The sequence below is a fragment of the Streptomyces sp. TRM68367 genome (assembly GCF_014495685.1).
GTDB lineage: Bacteria > Actinomycetota > Actinomycetes > Streptomycetales > Streptomycetaceae > Streptomyces.
The window spans coordinates 131,614-150,704 of record NZ_JACTVI010000002.1 but is presented as its reverse complement, the minus strand read 5'-3'; the positions used below and the strand labels follow the sequence as shown (position 1 = coordinate 150,704).

Sequence of the window (19,091 nt, the reverse complement as noted above, 5' to 3'; positions counted from 1 at the left end):
ATGGAACTCGCCGCACTGCCCAGCCCCTCGACCGGAGTCCTGTACCTGGGTCCGGTCCCCCTGAGGGCGTACGCCTTCTGCATCATCCTGGGCGCCTTCGTCGCCGTCTGGCTCGGCGCGCGCCGCTGGGCGGCGCGCGGGGGCAAGAAGGAGACGATCACCGACATCGCCATCTGGGCCGTACCCTTCGGGCTCGTCGGCGGCCGCCTCTACCACGTGATCACCAGCCCGGACGCGTACTTCGGTGCGGGCGGCGAGCCCATCAAGGCCCTGTACATCTGGGAGGGCGGCCTCGGTATCTGGGGCGCCATCGCGCTGGGCGGCGTCGGCGCGTGGATCGGGTGCCGCCGACACGGGGTTCCGTTCCCCGCGTACGCGGACGCGGTCGCGCCCGGCATCGCGCTCGCGCAGGCCATCGGGCGGTGGGGCAACTGGTTCAACCAGGAGCTCTTCGGGCGCCCGACCTCCCTCCCCTGGGGTCTGGAGATCTCTCCGGACAAGCGGCCCGAGGGCTACGCGGATGTGGCGACGTTCCATCCCACCTTCCTCTACGAGTCGCTGTGGGACGTCGGGGTCGCGGTGCTGGTCATCTGGGCCGGCGCGCGCTTCGCGCTCGGGCACGGGCGGACCTTCGCGCTCTACGTGGCCGCGTACACCGTCGGCCGGTTCTGGATCGAGTACCTGCGGATCGACGAGGCACAGCACTTCCTGGGGCTCCGGCTGAACAACTGGACCTCGATCGTGGTGTTCGCCGGCGCCGTCGCCTACCTGGTGATCTCGGCCCGGCGGCGCCCGGGCGTGGAGGACATCTCGGCGAGCGACGGCGGGGCGGACGCCCCCGAAGCGGAGAAGGCGAGCACATGACCGGCAACAGCATCAAGCACAACAAGCTCAAGGTCGGGAAGCTGCACACCCGGTCCGTGCCAAACAGGATCTTCGGATGGACCCTGTTCTGGCTGGGTCTGGCGGTCGTCGTGGTGAACTGGATCGAGGAGTTCAGCGACCTGGAAGTCCTCCCCGGGGGCCATTCGGTGTTCTACCTGGCGGGCGGCGTTATGGCGGCCGTCATCGGCGTCTGGCGGGCCGGTGTGATGGACGCCAAGTCGTAGGCGCTCCTCGCCGCCGAGCCTGCCCGTGGCCGTCCCCGCGCGTCGGCGCGCCGCCAGCCGAGCACCTGCGGGCCGCCCAGTGCGGACGGTCAGAGCCATCACGACTGGGGGAGCGTTCAGGAGCGGTCGATCGCGGCCTGGCAGGCCTCGGCACCACCTACCCCAGCATCTACGACCCCGCCAGCCGCATCCTGCTCGCCTTCAAGAGCATGGTCGCACGCACTGTGCCCACCAAGTACGTCCGGGACGAGCAGGGCCGCGTGGCACCTGTCCATCGGCGCCGTCACCTACTTCCTGCCATCAAACACATCCCCGCCGAGAAGGCGTGACCGTCGGCATCGCACCGATCTGCGGATCAGATGTGGTCAAGCCGTGGACCAGCAGGCTGGGCACCATGGAACATGGAGCAAACACCCGGCGAGGAAACATCTGCCCCAAGCTCTCAACTCCGTACGAGCAGGGCACACCCCCGATCCGGAGACTGGCGAGCAGGCACGAGGAACTGATTGCATGGGGCACATATCCGGTCGAGGCAGCCGCTGCACGGCGCGAAGACCCGCACCGGGAGCCGACGCCGACGGACTGCGTCGGCCACTCTCCGTACGGCCGCATCGCCCGGCTCATGACTCCGTCGCGGCTGCCCGTGCGGGCGCGGAGGCGGTGCGGTGATCCCGGACGGCAGAGGGGCGGCGCCCCATGAGGCGGCACGGCGGCGCACCTTCGCGGTGATCAGCCATCCCGACGCGGGCAAGTCCACGCTCACCGAGGCCCTCGCGCTGCACGCCCAGGCCATTACCAGGGCGGGCGCGGTGCACGGCAAGGCCGGGCGGCGTCGGGTGGCCTCGGACTGGATGGAGATGGAGAAGGCCCGCGGCATCTCCGTCACCGCCGCCGTGCTGCAGTTCGCGCACCGCGGGTGCGTGCTCAACCTGCTGGACACTCCCGGCCACGCGGACTTCTCCGAGGACACGTACCGCGTCCTGGCCGCGGTGGACTGCGCGGTGATGCTCATCGACGCGGCCAAGGGCCTGGAGGAGCAGACCCGCAAGCTCTTCGACGTCTGCCACCACCGCGGTATCCCCGTGATCACGTTCGTCAACAAGTGGGACCGGCCCGGGCGTGAGGCGCTGCGGCTGCTGGACGAGATCGAGCGCGAGTTCCGGCTCAGGCCCACCCCGGTCACCTGGCCGGTCGGGGACGCCGGGAATCTGCGCGGTCTGATCGACGTACGAATGCCCGGGCGGATGCTGCGCTATACCCGCGCCCTGGGCGGAGCCCAGGAGGCCGTCGAGGAGGCGATCGCGGCCGAGCGGGCGGCGGCCGAGGAGGGCACGGACTGGGACCAGGCGGTGGAGGAGCTGGAGTTGCTGCGGGCCGCCGGCGCCGTGCACGACCAGGAGGCGTTCCTGGCCGGCCGGACCACACCCGTGTTCTTCGGCGCGGCTATATCCAACATCGGCGTACGGCAGCTGCTGGAGGCCATCGTCGACCTCGCCCCGCCCCCGGGGCCGCGGGAGCTGGCGGGCGGCGGCACCCGCCCCGTCGACGCACCGTTCGCGGGGCTGGTGTTCAAGGTGCAGGCGAACATGAACCCCGCCCACCGCGACCGGATCGCCTTCATACGGGTGTGCTCCGGCGTCTTCGAACGCGGCATGACGCTCACGCGCGCCGCCACCGGAAGACCGTTCGCCACCAAGTACGCGCACAGCCTCTTCGGCCAGGACCGCTCCACCGTCGACGTCGCCTACCCCGGCGACGTGGTCGGCCTGGTCAATGCCCACACCCTTCGGGTGGGCGACACCCTCTACGCGGACCAGGCCGCCGTCTTCCCGCCGATGCCCGCCTTCGCCCCCGAGCACTTCGCCGTTGCCCGGCCGGTCGACGTCGGCCGCTCCAAGCAGTTCCGGCGGAGCATCGCCCAGATGGACGAGGAGGGTGTGGTGCAGGTGCTCGTCTCCGATCTGCGCGGCGGCCAAGCCCCGGTTCTGGCCGCGGTCGGCCCGCTGCAGTTCGAGGTCGTCACCGCCAGGATGGCGGGCGAGTTTGCCGCCCCGGTCAGGCTAGAGCCGCTGCCGTACCGCCTCGCACTGGCCACCGACGCGGCCGGCGCCGAGGCGCTGGGCCGCTCCCTGATCAGGGGCGAGGCGCTCACCCGCGTCCGCGACAACGCCCGGCTCGCCCTCTTCCGCAACCGCTGGCAGGCCGACCTCCTCCAGCGTGAATTCCCGGACCTCCGCCTGGACCACCTCATCGCCGCTCACGACTGACTGTCCAGCGACATCGAGGCCGGCCCTGCGGGCGAATTCGCCGCCGGGCACTGGTCGGACGACCGTGGGCGGGGCGTCGCCGGAGCCTTCGCATCCACATGAGCAGCGGAGGGACTCGGGCTCTTGCCGGGAGTCTGCGGCGGGCCTCTGCCACTCTCCGCCCCGCCCTCTTGCCCAGCCCTCGATCGACTGGCCGTCACTCCGCAAGGAGCGCAGCACCGCAGTGCTCGACCATCTCCGAATCCACCTGCCACCCCAGAGACGGAACGACCCCAGGCGCCACCCTCTTGGCGCATACCCCTGGGGGGTATATGCTCCTGGCCGCGGCTCGAAGACGGGCCCTATGGACGGGAATGGGATGTAGGCCATGGACCACAGCGCGCACCACACCAGCCCCACGCACGACCACGCCACTCGCGAGGGCCACCACGGCCACTCCGACCATGCGGTACCCGATGGGGGACACGGCGGAGCGTCCTGGGCCATGGCGGCGAAGGCGACGCTGCACTGCCTGACCGGGTGCGCCATCGGCGAGATCCTCGGCATGGTCATCGGCACCGCCCTGATGTGGGGAAACGTGCCGACCATGGTCCTGGCGATCACGCTCGCGTTCGTGTTCGGCTACTCGTTCACGCTCTTCGCCGTGCGCCGGGCCGGCCTGGACCTCAAGACCGCGATCAAGGTGGCGCTTGCCGCCGACACCGTTTCCATCGCCGTGATGGAGCTGGTCGACAACGGCATCATCGCCCTCACTCCGGGCGCGATGGACGCCCACCTTTCCGACGGGCTGTTCTGGTCCGCCCTTCTCGGCGGGTTCGGGGTCGCCTTCCTGATCACCACGCCGGTCAACAAGTGGATGATCGGCCGCGGCAAGGGCCACGCCGTCGTCCACGTCTACCACTGACCAGCGACCCGACCAGCGCGCCCTGGCACCCCTGAGCGCAAGGGGTGCCAGGGCGCGTTTGCGTCGCCGCCACCCCCGAACTCGCCGAGTTGTGGCGCACCAACACGGAGCAGCGACACACGGTTCAACTACGGTTCGCCGAGGCCCTGGTGACCAAGACCGACGGCCCGCTGCGCGACGGCCACGACGCCGCGTCGGCCGCCGACGTCGCCCTGACCATCCTCGGCCCGGAAACCTATGCCCTGCTCACCACCGGACGCGGCTGGCCACCGTCCCGCTGGGAGCAATGGGCTGCGGACGCGCTCGTACGCCAACTCCTTCCATGAGCCAGGGCGCCCCCAGTCAAGCTCCCGCAATTACAGCCCGCCTGGGCCGCTGCCCGGCACTATTGAAAACGAACTTCACTACGAATATTTTGGTGTCCCTCGCAGTGCAGGCGGGATGCGGCGGAAGGTAAGTTCCGATGGAGATCGATCACGTCGTGCTGGCCGCCCGGACCAAGACTGACGCCGAGCAAGTGCTCAGCGAGGCCGGTCTGGGTATCGCCCGTGGTCGGACCATTCCGGGTCTTGGACTGTCCAACCTCGTCGTACCGCTGCGGCATGGCCAGGTGCTGGAGATCCACTATCCGAACGGTGAGGCTCCCGCGCCCGGCGCCCCGCCGCTGCTGGAGTTCGACAAGGAGGCACTCGCCGCACACCCCTCGCAGCCCCTGGTCCCGATGGCGTGGCTCGTAGCGTTCGAGAACGAGCAGCGGCTGCGCGAGCTCGCCGCCACGAACGGGATGTCCGTGATCGAGACACCCTCGGAGGGCCCGGGCTTTCCGCCGTACACGCTGGCCGGCTTCGGCGCCAACTTCGACCGGCGCTTCTTGCCCTGCCTCATCCACTGGCCGGAAGGCCCTGCTGCCCTCAGCGCCGCGCACCGCCGCCAACCGGTCGGCATCACCGGCATCGATGTGGCTGGCCCGGCCGACGTCATCGAAGGCTGGTGCGGAGGAAAGCCCAACGGCCTGCGCACCGCGCCCGGCACCGCGGGTCCCCTGCGCATCGAGATCGGCTTCGTGGACGGGGCGCCCCTCACGTTGGGCCTCGCTGAGTAGTCCGCCGTGCCACTCCGCCGGACGAGCGGAACAGCGGCACGTACCCCCCACCGTTTGGGCGCGGCACCATGTACCCGGCAGCTCACACCTCGCCCATGCCAAAGCCCCAGGGCATTGACGGGTGATGAGCCCCGCCTGGTCGGGGTCATACGGCTCTCCCCCGGGAAGCCCAGGGGAGAGCCTCACCGCGCTTGCGGATACCGCCATGCCTGTATGCCTTCGGGCGCGGCCGGGTGACGTCGAGCCCCATGGCTGACAGCTCAGCGGCCAGCGTCTCATCGGAGAACCGCAGGGTCATGACCTCTTCGCGGCAGGCTCAAGAATCGTCACGCACCTTCACCCGCACCGATCGCCCGGTCAGGACAGCCGCACGGCCGGGATGCCTGGCGCCAGTCGCCGATGAGGAACAGGTCAACGAGGGCCACGCGTCCCAGTGGCGCGAAGCCATACCGTCTGGCGCCCCCGCCCTCACATGAGCTAACGTTCATATGGAGATGGGTTTCATTTTCATCTGCTCGCTGGGGGTGACACTTGGCGTGAGCGACCTGACGACGCAACAGCGGCCCACCCGTCAGCGGTCGGCCCTTCTGGCAGCTCTCGCGAACTGCCGCGACTTTGTCTCAGCGCAGGATCTGCACGCGCGCATGATCGCCGACGGAATACGGATCGGGCTGACCACGGTGTACCGCGCGCTGCGCGACCTGGAGGCCGCAGGCGCGGTCGATGTCGTCCAAGCCGGCGCCGGTGAACGGCTCTACCGGTGGCGGCCCGACGACAGCCACCGCCACTACCTCCTCTGCCGCGCCTGCGGCAGCAGCCGGCCGGTGGACTCCGAGGTCGTCGAGGCGTGGGCCGGACGCATCGCCGCCGCCTCCGGATTCGCCGCGGTGGAGCACACCGTCGAACTCACCGGCGTCTGCGTCGGCTGCCAACCCGCCACCGACTGAGGAGAACCTCCCCCATGCCCCTGGGATTTGGCCCCGGAAGCCCCGCGACTCCCAACCCACGGCTGCGCGAGCTGAAGGAGGCCGTGCGCAGCCTGCTGGACCTCGATGAGGACACCGCCGTCGTGATCCGCCAGCTGACCTGCACCGAGCCGAGCTGTCCGCCGCTGGAGACGGTCGTGGCCGTCCTCCCCATGGACGGGCCGCCCCGCCGCTGGACCCTGCACCAACCCGCCGAGCAGATCACCGAGAACGACCTCAAGGCCGCCCTGCTCACCACCGCACCCGAAGGAGCCCGACCCGCATGACCGAACCCACCAGCGTGGACGACGGCCGCGTCCCCGTCACCGTCCTGACCGGCTTCCTCGGCTCCGGCAAGACGACCCTTCTCAACCGGATCCTCACCGAGCACCACGGCATGCGGATCGCCGTCATCGAGAACGAGTTCGGCGAGATCGGCATCGACGACGCCCTCGTGCTGGACGCCGAGGAAGAGATCTTCGAGATGAACAACGGCTGCATCTGCTGCACCGTGCGCGGGGATCTCATCCGTATCCTGGGCGCGTTGATGCGCCGTCGGGAGAAGTTCGACCACATCCTCATCGAGACCACCGGCCTCGCCGACCCGGCCCCTGTCGCCCAGACCTTCTTCATGGACGACGAGATCGCCGCCCAGCTGCGCCTGGACGCCATCATCACCCTCGTCGACGCCGCCCACGTCCTCCAGCACCTCGACGAGGTCAAGCCCGAGGGCGTGGAGAACGAGGCGGTCGAGCAGATCGCCTTCGCCGACCGCATCGTGCTCAACAAGACCGACCTGGCGGACGAGGCGACCCTCGCCGAGGTGGAGTCGCGGGTGAAGGCGATCAACGCGCCCGTGCAGATCCTGCGCGCCCGCAACGCCGAGGTCGACCTGAAGCAGATTCTCGACGTCGGCGCCTTCGACCTGGACCGGGTGCTCGCCGACGACCCGGCTTTCCTGACCGAGACCGAGCACCAGCACGACACCACCGTCACCTCGGTCGGCATCGAACTGGACGGCGAGGTCGACGACCGCCGCCTGAATGCCTGGCTGGGCAACCTGCTGCGTACCAAGGGCGTCGACATCTTCCGCTCCAAGGGCATCCTCGCCATCGCCGGTTCGGGCAGGCAGTACGTCTTCCAGGGCGTGCACATGCTGCTGATGGGCGAGGAAGGAGCCCAGTGGCGGACCGGCGAGCCGCGCCGCAACCGGCTCGTCTTCATCGGCCGCAACCTCGACCGCGACGAGCTGGAGCGCGGCTTCTCCGACTGCCTGGCCACGGCGGGAGCGGCCGCATGAGCATCACCGCACCCGACCAGGCCCTGACCGTCGCCTGGGAGATCACCATCGACGACGCGCCCGTCGCCCTGAGCGCGCGCGGCGACCTCGTGGCCGTCGCCGGAGCCGAGGGCACGGTACGCGTCCTCGACGCGGCGATGGGTGGCGAGATGGGGGCACTCGACCTGCCCGGCGGCGCCCTGAAGACTCACCTCTCCCCCAGCGCCCGACACTTGGCGGTCACCGGACCCATGGGGTACGCGCTGTGGCGCCGCTCGGACGGCCGCACCGTCGTACGCGAATCCGGCGCCTGATCCTCCTCCGCCGCCTGGGCCAACGACGAACGGGTGGCCATCGCCTCCGGACGCATGGCGCTCGTACTCGACGCGGACAGCGAGGAGTTGTGGCGTACGGAACCGTCCGCGTCCACCGTCACCGACCTCGCCTGGCTGCGCCGGGGGCGACGGCTGGCCGTCGCCGCGTACGGGGCCGTGCACGGCCACGAGCGCCACACCGCACAGCCCGTCGTCACCTACCCCTACATCGGCTCACACCTCGCCCTCGCCGTCGCCCCGACCGAGAAGTGGATCTGCAGCGGCAACCAGGACGCCTCCATCCACATCTGGCGCACCCGCGACGGCAGCGAACTGACCATGTCCGGCTACCCCGAGAAGGTCTCCCGCCTCGCCTTCGACGACACCGGCTTCTGGCTCGCCGCCGACGGCGCACCCGACCTGACAGTCTGGGACTTCTCTGGCAAGGGACCGGCCGGCACCGCACCGCGCTCCCTGCGCTGCCACGAGACGATCAGCGCGCTCGCCTGGCGGCCCGGCCCCGCCGGACACCTCGCCAGCGGCGGCCACGACGGCACCGTCGCACTCTGGTACGCCACCGCCGGACAGCCCGCCAACCGGCTGCGCCCGGCGCGCACCCTGGACGACGCGGACTCGCCCGTCGCCGCGCTGGCCTGGGCCGGACCGCACCTGCTGATCACCGCCCACCGCGACGGCCGCGTTCGCGCATACGGCCTGCCCTCACGGACCGCCCTGTGAACCGGACGGTACTCGGTGCTGCGAACCGTCCGTGCACGCTCGTCGTATGCCGCGGCTGTTGCTGCGGCAACCCGCGCAAGCACCCCGGCACCGACCACGCCTGGCAGCTCGAGCGGCTGCGCGCCGGCGCCGCGTCCGGTGGCCGCTTCGCGGTGCGGACGACGGACTGTCTGGGCCCCTGCGACCAGGCCAACGTCATCGTCGTCCAGCCGTCCACCGCCGGACGCCGGGCCGGCGGCCGGGCGACCTGGATCGGCTGCGCCATGGACGACTGCACCGACGACCTCCTGACCTGGGCCGACGCGGGCAGCCCCGGACTCGCCGAACCCCCACCTGCCCTGGCGATGCAGTTCGTCCGCCCGCCGCGCGAGACGAGGACCCGTGCACGCCGCTGAGCACGACAGCAACGGCATGGGCGACGGCCGCGACACCATCGTGGCCGTCGCCCGCCTCGACGAGGCCACCGCCGCTTCCGTCGCCGCCACCCTCCAGGCCCTCGCCACGCCCTCGCGGCTGCTCATCCTCACCACGCTGCGGCAGACCGGGTACTCCGTCACCGAACTCGCCGCCGCCGTCGGCATGGAGCAGTCCGCCGTCTCCCACCAACTCCGGCTGCTGCGCACCCTGGGTCTCGTTACGGGACAGCGCGACGGCCGCCGCATCGTCTACCGCCTCTACGACGACCACGTCGCCCAACTCCTCGACCAGGCCGTCCACCACATCGAACACCTCCGCCTTGGCCTGCGCGGTCCAAACTGACCCAGTCGCGGCCAGGAGGGGCCCGCCACAGCGTTGCGAGCCAGGCGATTCCTCGGAGCGCAGCTATCGGCACCTCTGCGGCAGCAGCGATCCTCCACATGGGCGGCCGCATCCTGGCATGGCGGTCCCAGTGTCGTAAGTACCCAGCTGCACGACGGACTGACATGCTGCCTGGCGTGGTAACCGTGTGACGGCAGCGTAGGGAAGGGGCCCCGTGCGGACATCAGACTGGCAACCGGTGCTGGCCCTGCTCGTGCTGGTCGTCGCGGCCGTCGTCCTGCTCCATGCCTTGGCCATCGCGGTAAGGGCGGTCCGCGAGCCGCTGCGCACCGGACCGTTCAGTGGAGGGCTCGAACCGGAGGAGCATCCCCTCTCCCGGTTCCACGTCCGCTGGTATCCCGTCACGATGGTCTTCCTCGCCTTCGACATGGAGATGCTGTTCATGTACCCGTGGACGAAGGTCGTCTCTGCCGTCGGCACGACCGCGGTCGTCGAGATGTTCCTCTTCCTCGGCATCCTGCTGGCGGGCGTCGGGTACGCCTGGCGGGAGGGGGCCTTCAGGTGGAGCTGACGCGCAAGCTCACGCGAGGGGCCATGGCCCGGCCGGGGGTTCTGCTGGCAGTGTCTCCCGGTGCCACGCGGGAACGGCTCGCCGTCGAGGCCGAGTTGACGCGGCGCGGGTGGCGCTGCGTGGCCGTTCCCGCGGAGGCCGATCTCCTGGTGATCGTGGGCGATCGCGAGGCCGAGGAGAGTGACTGGGTCGCAAATCTGTGGCGGGCCGTCCCAGCCCCCAAGGCCTGGGTACGGCTCACCGACATCGAGCAGATCTCCGAGACCTTCGATCACGGACTCACTGAACTCCGGCGCGGGGAACCTGTGCGTCCTCCCGGGCATTCTCACCACGCCGACCATGGCGGCCACGACGACTCGGCCGGACACAAAGACCACGGTGGCGGGGACGAGGCCCAGGGATCGAATGAGGAGCAGGACGGTCACCACAAGCACGGTGGAGACGCTCACCATGCCGAACACTCCGCGCACGACGAGGTCGAGCCCCACCCGCACGACTCGCACGGGCACTCGGGGGCGCCCGAAGGCCGCGCCGGGCACGAAGATCATCACGATGGGCACGACGGACACGAGGCGCACGACGATCACGGTGGACATGAGGCGCACGGCGGGCACGACATGGGCGGCGTCGTGGACGGACTCCCCATGGCCGATCGGGCCGACGACCGGGACGGGCTGAGGCTCGACCGGCTGCACGTACCGCTGGGCCCGGCCCTTGCCGACTGGCCCGCCGGGCTGGTCCTGCGCCTGACTCTGCAGGGCGACGTCGTTCAGCAGGTCGCCGTTGAGTCGACGGCCCCCGCATCCTCGCGTCCGCCCTTCTGGAATGAGCCGTGGCTGCGGGAACGCATGGGTGAGCGGGTTTCCCAGGGTGACGCTGCCCGACGGTTGTGCGCGGCGCATCTGGACAGCTTGGGCAGGTTCTTCGCCGTGACGGGGTGGGCCGACATGGCGGCCCGGGCTCGGCACGTACGGGATCGCGCTCTGGCCAGGGCCGGTGCTGCCGAACTCTCCGCTCTTGTACGTCCCTTGATCCGCCGGGCCGAGCGGTCCCGCACCTTGCGGTGGCTGACCGCCGGGCTGGGGCCGCTGGTTGCTGAGCACGCACGTCACCTCGGAGTCACCGGCCCGGCGCTTCTCGCTGACGGTGACGCGCACAGTCGGATGCTCGTGTGGCTCGACGCGGTTGGGCGAAGTGCGGCCGCCTGCGACGACAGCGACGTTCTGGACGCGGCAGAAGCTGTCGGCCCTCGTGGGCGAATCGACGGGGCAGCGCCGCCTTCTCAACCGCTGCTGGATGCCTTGCCCGGCCTGCTGAAGGGTGCCGAGTTCGCCTGCGCGCGGGTTATCGTCGCCAGCCTGGACCCGGACCTCGACGAGCTCGCGTCCTTCCCCCTGGCGGGGGTGGCCCATGACTGATCGCGCTCCGCTGTGGGCGGTCTTCGCCCTGCCCGCTCTCCTGTTCGCGGTGGCCTTGGTGATGGCCGCTCTCGACGCCGTGCTCGCGGCAGGCGCACGGAACGGGCGCCCGGCGTCCCTGCACGAGGCGGTCGTCCACGCGACCGGCCCCGGCCGAGAGGTACTGCGACACCTCGTGCAGCAGCCCCGTCGTACACGGGCGTCCGACGTGCCGCTGGCCCGGATCGGAGCGGCTCTCCTCCCCGTCGCCGCCGTCCTCGCCGCCGTCGTACTGCCCCTCGGCTTCCGGTCGGTGTCCGATCTGCCGGAGGGAATCGTCTGGTTCAACGCGATGGAGGCGCTGGCCTGGGCGGCGGTGTGGCTAGCGGGCTGGGGGCCGAACTCGACGCTCTCGCTCATCGGCGGTTATCGCTTCCTCGCGCAGGGGCTGGCGTACGAGCTGCCACACATGCTCGCGATCACCACCGCCGCGCTCGGCGCGGAGTCGCTGCAGGTCGGCGAAGTCGTGGGCGCCCAGGCCGGGTTGTGGTTCGCGGTGTGGATGCCGGCGGCCTTCGGGATCTATCTGCTCAGCGCGATGGCGATGGCGTTCTGGGGGCCGTTCGACCAGCCCGCCGGACACGATGTCGCCGGTGGCGCGGCCTCCGAGCTGTCCGGCGCGGACCGGGTGCTCTTCCTCGGCGGCCGGTGGCTGCTGCTGGTCGTGGCCGCCTCTTTCAGCGTGCCGCTCTTCCTCGGCGGCGGACACGGGCCGTTGCTGCCCGGCTGGGCATGGACCGTGCTCAAGACGGCGGCCGTGCTGGCTTTCCTGGTCTGGGCCCGGCGCCGGGTGCCGACCCTGCGCATGGACCGCTATCTGGAGCTGACCTGGGTCGTGTTGACCCCGCTGGCCATCGTGCAGGCGCTGGTCGTGGCCGTGGTGGTGCTGAACCGGTGAACTCCGTGACGGAAATGAGGTGACGTACGTCAATGGATGTCGCGGTCTTCTGGGTCCTGGCCGTCCTGGCCGTGATCAGCGGCGCGATGGTGTTCCGCTTCGACTCGATGGCCCGGGCGACGTTCTCCCTGCTGACATCGCTGCTGTGCGTGGGCGGGCTCGTGGTGCTGCTAGGGCTCGACTACCTGGGCATCGTCACCGTGCTGATGATGACCATCGAGATGGCCATCATGGCGGTCTTCATGGTGATGTACATGATGAACCCGGCCGGGCTCATGCCGATGACGATGATGCACAACAAGCGGGGTGCGGCCGTCGTCTGCGGTCTTGTCTTCGTGCTCCTGGCCGCCGGGGTCCTGTTCGCGCCCTGGCCCGCCCGGCGGGGGAAGGCGCCTGCTGACCCCACCATGGAACTCGGTATGTCCCTCATGGGCCCGCAGATGCTCACCATGATGACGCTGGGCATGGCCCTGTTCGCGACGATCGTCGCGACGGTGGTACTGGCCACGCGACGGGGACGCTACGACCGCCTCGGCGACGATCTGCGGGCCCGGCGCGCGGACGATCCCGTACGAGGCGGTGTCGGCCGGTGAGTCTGGAACTGTTTCTGCTGCTGGCCGCCGCGCTCTTCTGCATCGGGCTGTTCGGGGCGCTCACCCAGCAGTCGATCGTGATGCTGATGATGGGCCTGGAACTGATGCTGGGCGGGGTCATCCTGGCCGCAGCGACCGCCTGGCACTACATCGCACCGGCCACCGCCGACGGACAGGTACTGGTCGTCGTCGCGATCACGGCGATGGCACTGGAGATGGCGATCGGATTCGCCGTCGTCACGGCCCTGTTCCGGTCACGGGAAGTCGATATGACCGACATGGCCGCGGAGTTGAAGGAGTGAGCGCCCTGCTGTGGGTGCTGGTCGCCGTACCGCTCGGTTCAGGTGTCCTGCTGCTGGCGGTGGGGCGCAGGGCCGACCGGATTGCACCCGGTCTGGCGCTCGCCGTCGCGGTCGCCGCCACGGGACTCGCCATCGCGGCGGCCTTTCGGCATCCGGCCGCGCAGGCGCCACTCCTGGACGGGCTGCCGGTACGGCTCGCGGTGGACGGGTTGTCCGGGCTGCTGGCGGCGACGGTCACGGCGGTCACCCTGGCCGTACTCCTCTTCAGCGCCGCCGAGTTCGGGGCAGGCGAGGCACAGGCCCGCTTCTTCGGGCTGATGCTGCTGTTCGCCGGGAGCATGCTCGTCACAGTCACGGCCACCACTCTCCCGGTCCTGCTGATGGGCTGGGAGGTCATCGGCGCCACCTCATGGGCGCTGATCGGATACTGGTGGCGGGATCCGGAGCGTACGCGCGCTGCCGACACCGCGTTCCTCACCACGCGCACCGCCGACCTGGGACTCTATCTGGCGGCGGGTGCCGCGCTCGCGAGCGGCCGGGACACGACGCTCTCGCTCGACGGACTGGCGCGCGCCGACGACCCGTGGCTGTCCTTCATCACCGCCGGCATCATCGTTTCCGCCTTCGGCAAGTCCGCCCAACTGCCCTTCAGCTTCTGGCTGTCCAAGGCCATGCAAGGCCCGAGCCCCGTCTCCGCGCTGCTGCACTCGGCGACCATGGTCGTCGCCGGGGCGTACCTGCTGTTGCGGACCGGACCGCTGCTGGACGCCTCCGGCTGGGGCGACGATGTGGTCGCGTGGACAGGCGCCGCCACCGCGGTCTTCCTCGGGCTCGTCGCGGTAGCGCAAACCGACCTCAAGCAACTGCTCGCCGCATCGACCTGTGCCCAGATCGGCTTCATGGTGCTCGCCGCCGGAACCGGCGCGGCATCAGGTGGCACGCTGCAACTCATCGCCCACGCCTCGGCGAAGAGCCTGCTCTTCCTGGCCGCCGGCGCCTGGCTGACCGCGCTGGGCACCCAGCGACTCCCCGAACTGCTCGGCGCCGCGCGACACAACGGGACAGTCGGTGTGGCCTTCACCGTCGGCGCGCTCTCCCTGGCCGGGATTCCGCCGCTGTCGCTCTGGGCCGCCAAGGACGTCCTGCTCGCGGGAACCCTGGAGACCAGTCCCTGGTTGTACGGCGTCGCCCTGGCGGCCGCCCTGCTGTCGGCGGTCTACAGCACCAAGGCCCTGTGGTTCGTGTGGCGGCCCGCGGTCCCGCGGCCCGAGGGCCGCCGTATCCCGGGCGGCGCCGTGTGGCCCCTGGCCCTGCTGGCCCTGGCGTGCCTCGCGCTGACGCCGGTGGCCTTCCCTCCACTGCGTGACAGTGTCGGGCGCGTCCTGGCACACGCAGGTCAACCCGAGCCTCATGCCTCGGAGTTCGTGCTCTCCGGGGCGCTCGCTCTGCTGGCCGCCGCGGCCACCTGGGCCTGGGGCACGCGCCCGCTGCCCCTGCCTCAATGGGCGAAGTCGAGCTTCGCGGACTGGCTGCTCTTCGAGCGTGCCGCGCATGTCCTGCTGGTCGCTCCCGTGATGCGGCTGGCACGGGCCGCCGCGGCCTTCGACGATCGGGGCCTGGACCGTGCCGTCGACGGTTCGGCCGCGGCAGCCGTACGGTTCGCCCGCTGGACGGACGGCGTCCTGGAACGCGCAGTCGACGGCACAGTGACCGCGGTCGCCTCCGGGACTCGTGCCCTCGGCCGCTGGGCCCGCCGCCCGCAGACCGGGCAGCTGCACCAGTACCTCGCCCAGGCCGTCGCCGCCTTCACCGTCCTCGCCGTCGTGCTCGTCCTCGTGAGGTGACCCACTTGCTGACCGCCCTCGTCTTCGTACCCATGGCCGTCGCACTACTGCTGTTCGCCTTGCCTCGCCGTACGACATCGACGGTCATCCGTGCCGTGTGGATCCTGACGTCGGCGCTCGAACTCGCCCTGGTCATCGCGATGTGGGCCGGGTACGAGGCCGACGGCGGCATGCAGTACGAAGAGCGCGCCCGCTGGATCCCCAGCGCCGGCGTCGGCTACCACGTCGGCGTGGACGGGCTGTCGCTGCCGCTGCTCGCCCTCACCTGCCTGCTGTTCCTGGCCTGCGCGCTGTACTCGCTGCGGGAGAACCGCCGTATCCGCGAGTTCGCCGCGCTGTTCCTCTTCCTGGAGACCACCTGCCTGGGCCTGTTCGCCGCCCTCGACCTGATCCTCTTCTTCGTCTTCTTCGACCTGTCCATCGTGGCGATGTACTTCGTGATCGCCGGATGGGGCCATCGACAGGCCGCCCGGGCGGCGTTGAAGTTCTTCCTCTACACCTTCATCGGCTCGCTCGCTCTGCTGCTCGGCTTCATCGGCCTCTACCTCGCCGCATCGCCCCACACCTTCGACATGGTCGAACTGACCGAGCAGAACCCGCTCGCCGGACGCTCCGTCTACGGCGCGTTCGTGCTCCTCGCCGTCGTCGTCGGCCTGGCGGTGAAGACCCCGACGGTCCCGTTCCACACGTGGCTGCCGCCGGCCCACGTCGAGGCGCCCTCCGCCGGTTCGGCCATCCTGGCCGGGGTGCTGCTGAAGATGGGCACGTACGGTTTCGTCCGTATCGCCATGCCGATGCTCCCGGAGGCCTGGCGGCGCTACGCGATCGTCCTGGTCGTTATCGGCGTCATCTCCGTCCTCCACGGCGCGCTGGTCGCCCTCGCCCAGACCGACTTCAAACGGATGATCGCCTACACCTCCGTGAACCACATGGGCTACATCGTGCTCGCCGTCGGCGCCTCCGCCGCGACGGCGGACACCTCCGAGCAGGCCCGCTCCCTGGCCGTCACCGGGGCGGTGACACAGATGGTCAGCCACGGGCTGCTCACGGGCGCACTGTTCCTCCTCGCCGGCGTGCTGTACGAGCGCGGGAGGACGTACGACATGGGCTCCTACTCCGGACTCGCCGCCATGGCGCCCGCGTTCGCGACCATGACCGGCGTCGCGGCCTTCGCCTCGCTCGGGCTCCCGGGGTTCTCCGGCTTCATCGCAGAGTTCCAGATCTTCACCGGCAGCCTTGGACCAAGGCCCGTGGCTACAGCTCTGTCGGTGCTCGGCATCCTCCTCACCGCCGGGCTGTTCCTGCGCGCGCTGCGTCAGGTCTTCACGGGGCCATTGCGCCTGCCCGACGCCCCGGGCACGCCCCGTGCGTTCGCCGACATCCGCGTGCACGAGAGCCTCGCAGTCGTCCCGCTCCTCGCCTTGGCCGTCGTCCTCGGTGTGGCCCCGCGCTTCCTGCTCGACGTCATCGAGCCGGCCTCCCGGTCCGTCCTGGAGCTGCTCGCCCGATGACCGAGATGAACGAGAACCCACTCGACCTCCTCCCCGAGGTATTGCTGGCCGCCTCGGCCGTATTCGGGCTGCTGCTCGGCTCCTGGCTGCCCCGTGCCCGGCAGTGGATCGTGGGGCTGTTGGCCGCCCTCGCGTGCGTGGGCGGGATCATCGCCGCGTCGGTGGCTGCCGCGGAGCCCGCCATGACCGCCTTCGGTGAGGCCTTCACCATCGATCCGGTGACGAGTACGTCCAGGATCGTGGTCCTCTCCGGCACGCTCCTCGTCCTCGGCGTCTCCTTCGGCCCACTCCAACGAGATTCACGTGAGACCGAGTTCTACGTCCTGGTGCAACTGGCGGCCCTCGGCGCGCTGATGATGGCCGGCACGCAGGACCTGCTGCTGCTCGCCGCCGGGTACCTGCTGGCGAGCATCCCCGCCTACACCCTCGCCGGCTTCCGCAAGGACGGTCCCGGTACCGAGGCAGCCCTGAAGTACTACGTCATTGGTGCCCTGTTGGGCGTGCTGATGCTGACCGGCATCACGGTCCTGTACGCGACCGGACGCGGCACCGGGTACCCGATGCTCGCCGAGGCGTTCCGCGACGCGCCCGAGGCACTGATCGCCACCGGCACGATAGGGCTTCTGGCAGGCATTCTGTTCAAGGCCGGAGGCGTGCCCGCACACTTCTGGGTCCCCGACGCCGTGCAGGGCAGCAGCCCCCCGGTGGCGGCGCTCCTCACCACCATCCCGAAGATCGGTGCACTCGCCGCGCTCTTCCGCCTTGGAGCGGTGCCCCTGGCCGACAGCCCACTCCCCTGGTCCGCCCTGATCGCCGTACTCGCCGCGGCCTCCATGACCCTCGGCAACCTCGCCGCCTTCTTCCAGAACGACGTCAAACGACTGCTCGCGTACTCCACCATCAGCCAGGTCGGCTACCTGCTGATGCCCGTGGCGGTCGCCGACCGCTCGGACGAGGCCCAGCAAGCTCTGCTGTACTACCTGGCCGCCTACGCCGTCACCAACCTCGGCGCCTTCGCCGTGGTCTGCGCCCTCCCCCGGGCCCTGAACCTGGACGATTACCGCGGGCTGGCCCGCCAACGGCCCCTGCTGGCCCTGAGCCTGGTCATCTGCCTGCTGGGCCTCGTCGGCACCCCGCCCACCGCGGTCTTCCTCGGCAAGCTGGAGGTGTTCACCGCCGCCGTCGACGGCGGCTACGCGTGGCTCGCCGTCCTGGCCGCGGTCAACACGGTCGCCTCGCTCTTCTACTACCTGCGCTGGATCGTCCCGCCCCTCTCCCGGGGCGAGGGAGCAGCACTCCACCACGGCGACCGCACCGCACGCACTGTCGCGTACACGGCCACCGCCGCATCACTTGGTCTCGGCCTGGCGGGTGGGCCGGTACTGGCAGTGCTGAGCGGCGCTCTCAACTGAGGTACGCGCCGGGGGGCGATGCCACGGAGCACCGCCCTCCCCTCCGTCCTGCCACGCCCATACACCAGAGACCGGACGCGGCACCTCTTGATGGTGATTGTGGCCGTGACGAGTCCCGTCGTCAGGTGAACGGTGAGTTCTGTGGCGCCTCACGGTCTGCCTCTACGTGCATAGCCCTCTGCCCCATGGCAGGGGCCCTCGGTTGCCGCATGAGCGGCCGAGGGCTCCAACTGGGGATGATTACGGTCCGGCGGTCGGCGGGGCAGGAGGTGGAACGGTGCCAGGAGTACCGTTGGGGGGCTGCGAGTGCCAGGAGCGCCCGGTGCCCGGGGTGGGCGTGACATGTTGCTGGTCCGCCGTAGGGCGGGTTGTCCACCACATCACGGCCACCAGACCAATGGCGCACGCACCAGCGATGGCCAGCCTAACTGGGGGGCGTCGCGGGGAGCGCACTAGGCGCAGGCCCACCCAGCCGACGCATGCTCCCGCGAAGACCGCAATGCCGTTCTCGTAGGTGACCAGCAGGGCGTCGTAGTTGGTGAACAGCACCAAGAGCGTCGCGTAGAGCACCGCGATGACCGCGCACAGCCCTTCCAGCAGACGCAACACGCGTCGAACTCCCCTCATGCCCTTCTCCCCCTAGCCCGGCCGGCCGCGGGGGCCGTCAGTTAGCGGGCGGTACGGACGGCCGGACCTGGATGTTCTCGGTCACCCGTCCGTCCGCGTCCGTTTCGACGGATCGATTCTCTCCCGCCTTCAGATTGGGGGCGGACTGGGGTCCGTACTGGGGTGCGACGGGAGCTCCGGAGGGGTTGAGTAGGCCGCGTGTCTTGACCTTGAGTGTCTTGCCCTTGGCGTCCTTGACGACCTTGCCGTCAGCACCGATGAGCGGCAGGGACTCCGGCATCTTGCTTTCGTCGACCGTGCCGTCGGCGTTGACCCACTCCGGGGTGGGCGGCGCCGGGGGCGGAGCAGACTGTGCACGGATGCGGTCGCCGCGGCGGCGCCGATCAGGAGCGCGGCTACTGCCGTGCCCAGGGCTATGTGCGCCTTCTTCACGTACGTC

At 70.3% G+C, this 19,091-nt stretch carries 22 protein-coding genes and 1 pseudogene; 21 read left to right on the top strand and 2 right to left on the bottom strand.

The features are described from left to right. The 21 genes from lgt (at position 1) to H8R17_RS02010 (ending at position 18,025) form a co-directional block, all read left to right on the top strand. On the top strand, positions 1–864 hold the full coding sequence (gene lgt / locus H8R17_RS02105) for a prolipoprotein diacylglyceryl transferase (RefSeq protein WP_187821352.1): 864 nt from the start codon (positions 1–3) through the stop codon (positions 862–864). Then, the gene (locus H8R17_RS02100; RefSeq protein WP_187821351.1) at positions 861–1,109 is read left to right on the top strand and encodes a hypothetical protein; all 249 of its coding nucleotides are present in this window, start codon (positions 861–863) and stop codon (positions 1,107–1,109) included. Before lgt ends, H8R17_RS02100 begins: the two co-directional genes overlap by 4 nt. Positions 1,110–1,774: 665 nt before the next feature. After that, positions 1,775–3,376 carry a peptide chain release factor 3 gene (locus tag H8R17_RS02095; protein WP_187821350.1) on the top strand — a complete coding sequence of 534 codons (1,602 nt, stop codon included), beginning with the start codon at positions 1,775–1,777 and terminating at the stop codon, positions 3,374–3,376. Positions 3,377–3,743: 367 nt separating this feature from the next. Next, complete coding sequence (locus H8R17_RS02090) at positions 3,744–4,280, top strand: DUF4396 domain-containing protein (protein ID WP_187821349.1); 537 nt, start codon at positions 3,744–3,746, stop codon at positions 4,278–4,280. Between the two features lie 44 nt (positions 4,281–4,324). Continuing rightward, the gene (locus tag H8R17_RS02085; RefSeq protein WP_262504928.1) at positions 4,325–4,606 is read left to right on the top strand and encodes a hypothetical protein; all 282 of its coding nucleotides are present in this window, start codon (positions 4,325–4,327) and stop codon (positions 4,604–4,606) included. A gap of 137 nt (positions 4,607–4,743) precedes the next feature. Next, positions 4,744–5,382 (top strand): VOC family protein, encoded by a 639-nt coding sequence (locus H8R17_RS02080; RefSeq protein WP_187821348.1) that lies wholly within the window; start codon positions 4,744–4,746, stop codon positions 5,380–5,382. A 488-nt stretch (positions 5,383–5,870) separates the two neighbouring features. Beyond that, positions 5,871–6,329: a Fur family transcriptional regulator gene (locus H8R17_RS02075; RefSeq protein WP_316959279.1), complete on the top strand. Its 459-nt coding sequence runs from the start codon at positions 5,871–5,873 to the stop codon at positions 6,327–6,329. A gap of 14 nt (positions 6,330–6,343) precedes the next feature. Continuing rightward, positions 6,344–6,634, top strand: a complete 291-nt coding sequence (locus H8R17_RS02070; protein ID WP_187821346.1) for a hypothetical protein — start codon at positions 6,344–6,346, stop codon at positions 6,632–6,634. Next, the gene (locus H8R17_RS02065; protein WP_187821345.1) at positions 6,631–7,647 is read left to right on the top strand and encodes a GTP-binding protein; all 1,017 of its coding nucleotides are present in this window, start codon (positions 6,631–6,633) and stop codon (positions 7,645–7,647) included. The genes H8R17_RS02070 and H8R17_RS02065 overlap by 4 nt, the downstream gene beginning before the upstream one ends. Further along, entirely contained in the window at positions 7,644–7,940 is a 297-nt protein-coding gene (locus tag H8R17_RS46210) for a hypothetical protein (protein WP_262504927.1), read from the top strand. Before H8R17_RS02065 ends, H8R17_RS46210 begins: the two co-directional genes overlap by 4 nt. Before the next feature lie 33 nt (positions 7,941–7,973). After that, the gene (locus H8R17_RS48510) at positions 7,974–8,678 is read left to right on the top strand and encodes a hypothetical protein (RefSeq protein WP_316959278.1); all 705 of its coding nucleotides are present in this window, start codon (positions 7,974–7,976) and stop codon (positions 8,676–8,678) included. Continuing rightward, positions 8,675–9,073, top strand: a complete 399-nt coding sequence (locus H8R17_RS02055; protein WP_187821344.1) for a (2Fe-2S) ferredoxin domain-containing protein — start codon at positions 8,675–8,677, stop codon at positions 9,071–9,073. The genes H8R17_RS48510 and H8R17_RS02055 overlap by 4 nt, the downstream gene beginning before the upstream one ends. A gap of 16 nt (positions 9,074–9,089) precedes the next feature. Next, positions 9,090–9,437, top strand: coding sequence for a metalloregulator ArsR/SmtB family transcription factor (locus tag H8R17_RS02050; protein WP_187821488.1), 348 nt, complete (start codon positions 9,090–9,092; stop codon positions 9,435–9,437). A gap of 214 nt (positions 9,438–9,651) precedes the next feature. Further along, the gene (locus H8R17_RS02045) at positions 9,652–10,008 is read left to right on the top strand and encodes an NADH-quinone oxidoreductase subunit A (RefSeq protein ID WP_316959277.1); all 357 of its coding nucleotides are present in this window, start codon (positions 9,652–9,654) and stop codon (positions 10,006–10,008) included. Beyond that, positions 9,999–11,426, top strand: coding sequence for a hypothetical protein (locus H8R17_RS02040; protein ID WP_316959276.1), 1,428 nt, complete (start codon positions 9,999–10,001; stop codon positions 11,424–11,426). The genes H8R17_RS02045 and H8R17_RS02040 overlap by 10 nt, the downstream gene beginning before the upstream one ends. Further along, positions 11,419–12,363: an NADH-quinone oxidoreductase subunit H gene (locus H8R17_RS02035; protein WP_187821343.1), complete on the top strand. Its 945-nt coding sequence runs from the start codon at positions 11,419–11,421 to the stop codon at positions 12,361–12,363. Before H8R17_RS02040 ends, H8R17_RS02035 begins: the two co-directional genes overlap by 8 nt. A gap of 32 nt (positions 12,364–12,395) precedes the next feature. After that, positions 12,396–12,956, top strand: coding sequence for an NADH-quinone oxidoreductase subunit J (locus H8R17_RS02030; protein ID WP_187821342.1), 561 nt, complete (start codon positions 12,396–12,398; stop codon positions 12,954–12,956). Continuing rightward, a complete protein-coding gene (nuoK, locus tag H8R17_RS02025) occupies positions 12,953–13,258 on the top strand; it encodes an NADH-quinone oxidoreductase subunit NuoK (RefSeq protein WP_187821341.1) in 306 nt (101 codons plus the stop codon). The genes H8R17_RS02030 and nuoK overlap by 4 nt, the downstream gene beginning before the upstream one ends. Next, positions 13,255–15,102, top strand: a complete 1,848-nt coding sequence (locus H8R17_RS02020) for a proton-conducting transporter membrane subunit (protein WP_187821340.1) — start codon at positions 13,255–13,257, stop codon at positions 15,100–15,102. Before nuoK ends, H8R17_RS02020 begins: the two co-directional genes overlap by 4 nt. Before the next feature lie 5 nt (positions 15,103–15,107). Then, positions 15,108–16,613, top strand: coding sequence for a NuoM family protein (locus H8R17_RS02015; RefSeq protein ID WP_187821339.1), 1,506 nt, complete (start codon positions 15,108–15,110; stop codon positions 16,611–16,613). Then, positions 16,610–18,025, top strand: a complete 1,416-nt coding sequence (locus H8R17_RS02010; protein ID WP_187821338.1) for an NADH-quinone oxidoreductase subunit N — start codon at positions 16,610–16,612, stop codon at positions 18,023–18,025. Before H8R17_RS02015 ends, H8R17_RS02010 begins: the two co-directional genes overlap by 4 nt. Before the next feature lie 240 nt (positions 18,026–18,265). On the opposite strand, the gene H8R17_RS02005 is transcribed toward H8R17_RS02010, so the two are convergent. Beyond that, positions 18,266–18,652, bottom strand: coding sequence for a hypothetical protein (locus H8R17_RS02005; protein WP_187821337.1), 387 nt, complete (start codon positions 18,650–18,652; stop codon positions 18,266–18,268). Between the two features lie 37 nt (positions 18,653–18,689). Then, positions 18,690–19,091 (bottom strand): annotated as a pseudogene (locus tag H8R17_RS45550) (hypothetical protein); the annotation flags it as partial.

What these genes read in the sequence shown, in the direction of transcription:
- lgt (WP_187821352.1), top strand. Translation starts at nt 1, where the DNA reads ATGGAACTCGCCGCACTGCCCAGCCCCTCGACCGGAGTCCTGTACCTG.
- H8R17_RS02100 (WP_187821351.1), top strand. Translation starts at nt 861, where the DNA reads ATGACCGGCAACAGCATCAAGCACAACAAGCTCAAGGTCGGGAAGCTG.
- H8R17_RS02090 (WP_187821349.1), top strand. Translation starts at nt 3,744, where the DNA reads ATGGACCACAGCGCGCACCACACCAGCCCCACGCACGACCACGCCACT.
- H8R17_RS02080 (WP_187821348.1), top strand. Translation starts at nt 4,744, where the DNA reads ATGGAGATCGATCACGTCGTGCTGGCCGCCCGGACCAAGACTGACGCC.
- H8R17_RS02075 (WP_316959279.1), top strand. Translation starts at nt 5,871, where the DNA reads ATGGAGATGGGTTTCATTTTCATCTGCTCGCTGGGGGTGACACTTGGC.
- H8R17_RS02070 (WP_187821346.1), top strand. Translation starts at nt 6,344, where the DNA reads ATGCCCCTGGGATTTGGCCCCGGAAGCCCCGCGACTCCCAACCCACGG.
- H8R17_RS02065 (WP_187821345.1), top strand. Translation starts at nt 6,631, where the DNA reads ATGACCGAACCCACCAGCGTGGACGACGGCCGCGTCCCCGTCACCGTC.
- H8R17_RS46210 (WP_262504927.1), top strand. Translation starts at nt 7,644, where the DNA reads ATGAGCATCACCGCACCCGACCAGGCCCTGACCGTCGCCTGGGAGATC.
- H8R17_RS02050 (WP_187821488.1), top strand. Translation starts at nt 9,090, where the DNA reads ATGGGCGACGGCCGCGACACCATCGTGGCCGTCGCCCGCCTCGACGAG.
- H8R17_RS02035 (WP_187821343.1), top strand. Translation starts at nt 11,419, where the DNA reads ATGACTGATCGCGCTCCGCTGTGGGCGGTCTTCGCCCTGCCCGCTCTC.
- H8R17_RS02030 (WP_187821342.1), top strand. Translation starts at nt 12,396, where the DNA reads ATGGATGTCGCGGTCTTCTGGGTCCTGGCCGTCCTGGCCGTGATCAGC.
- H8R17_RS02010 (WP_187821338.1), top strand. Translation starts at nt 16,610, where the DNA reads ATGACCGAGATGAACGAGAACCCACTCGACCTCCTCCCCGAGGTATTG.
- H8R17_RS02005 (WP_187821337.1), bottom strand. Translation starts at nt 18,652, where the DNA reads ATGAGGGGAGTTCGACGCGTGTTGCGTCTGCTGGAAGGGCTGTGCGCG.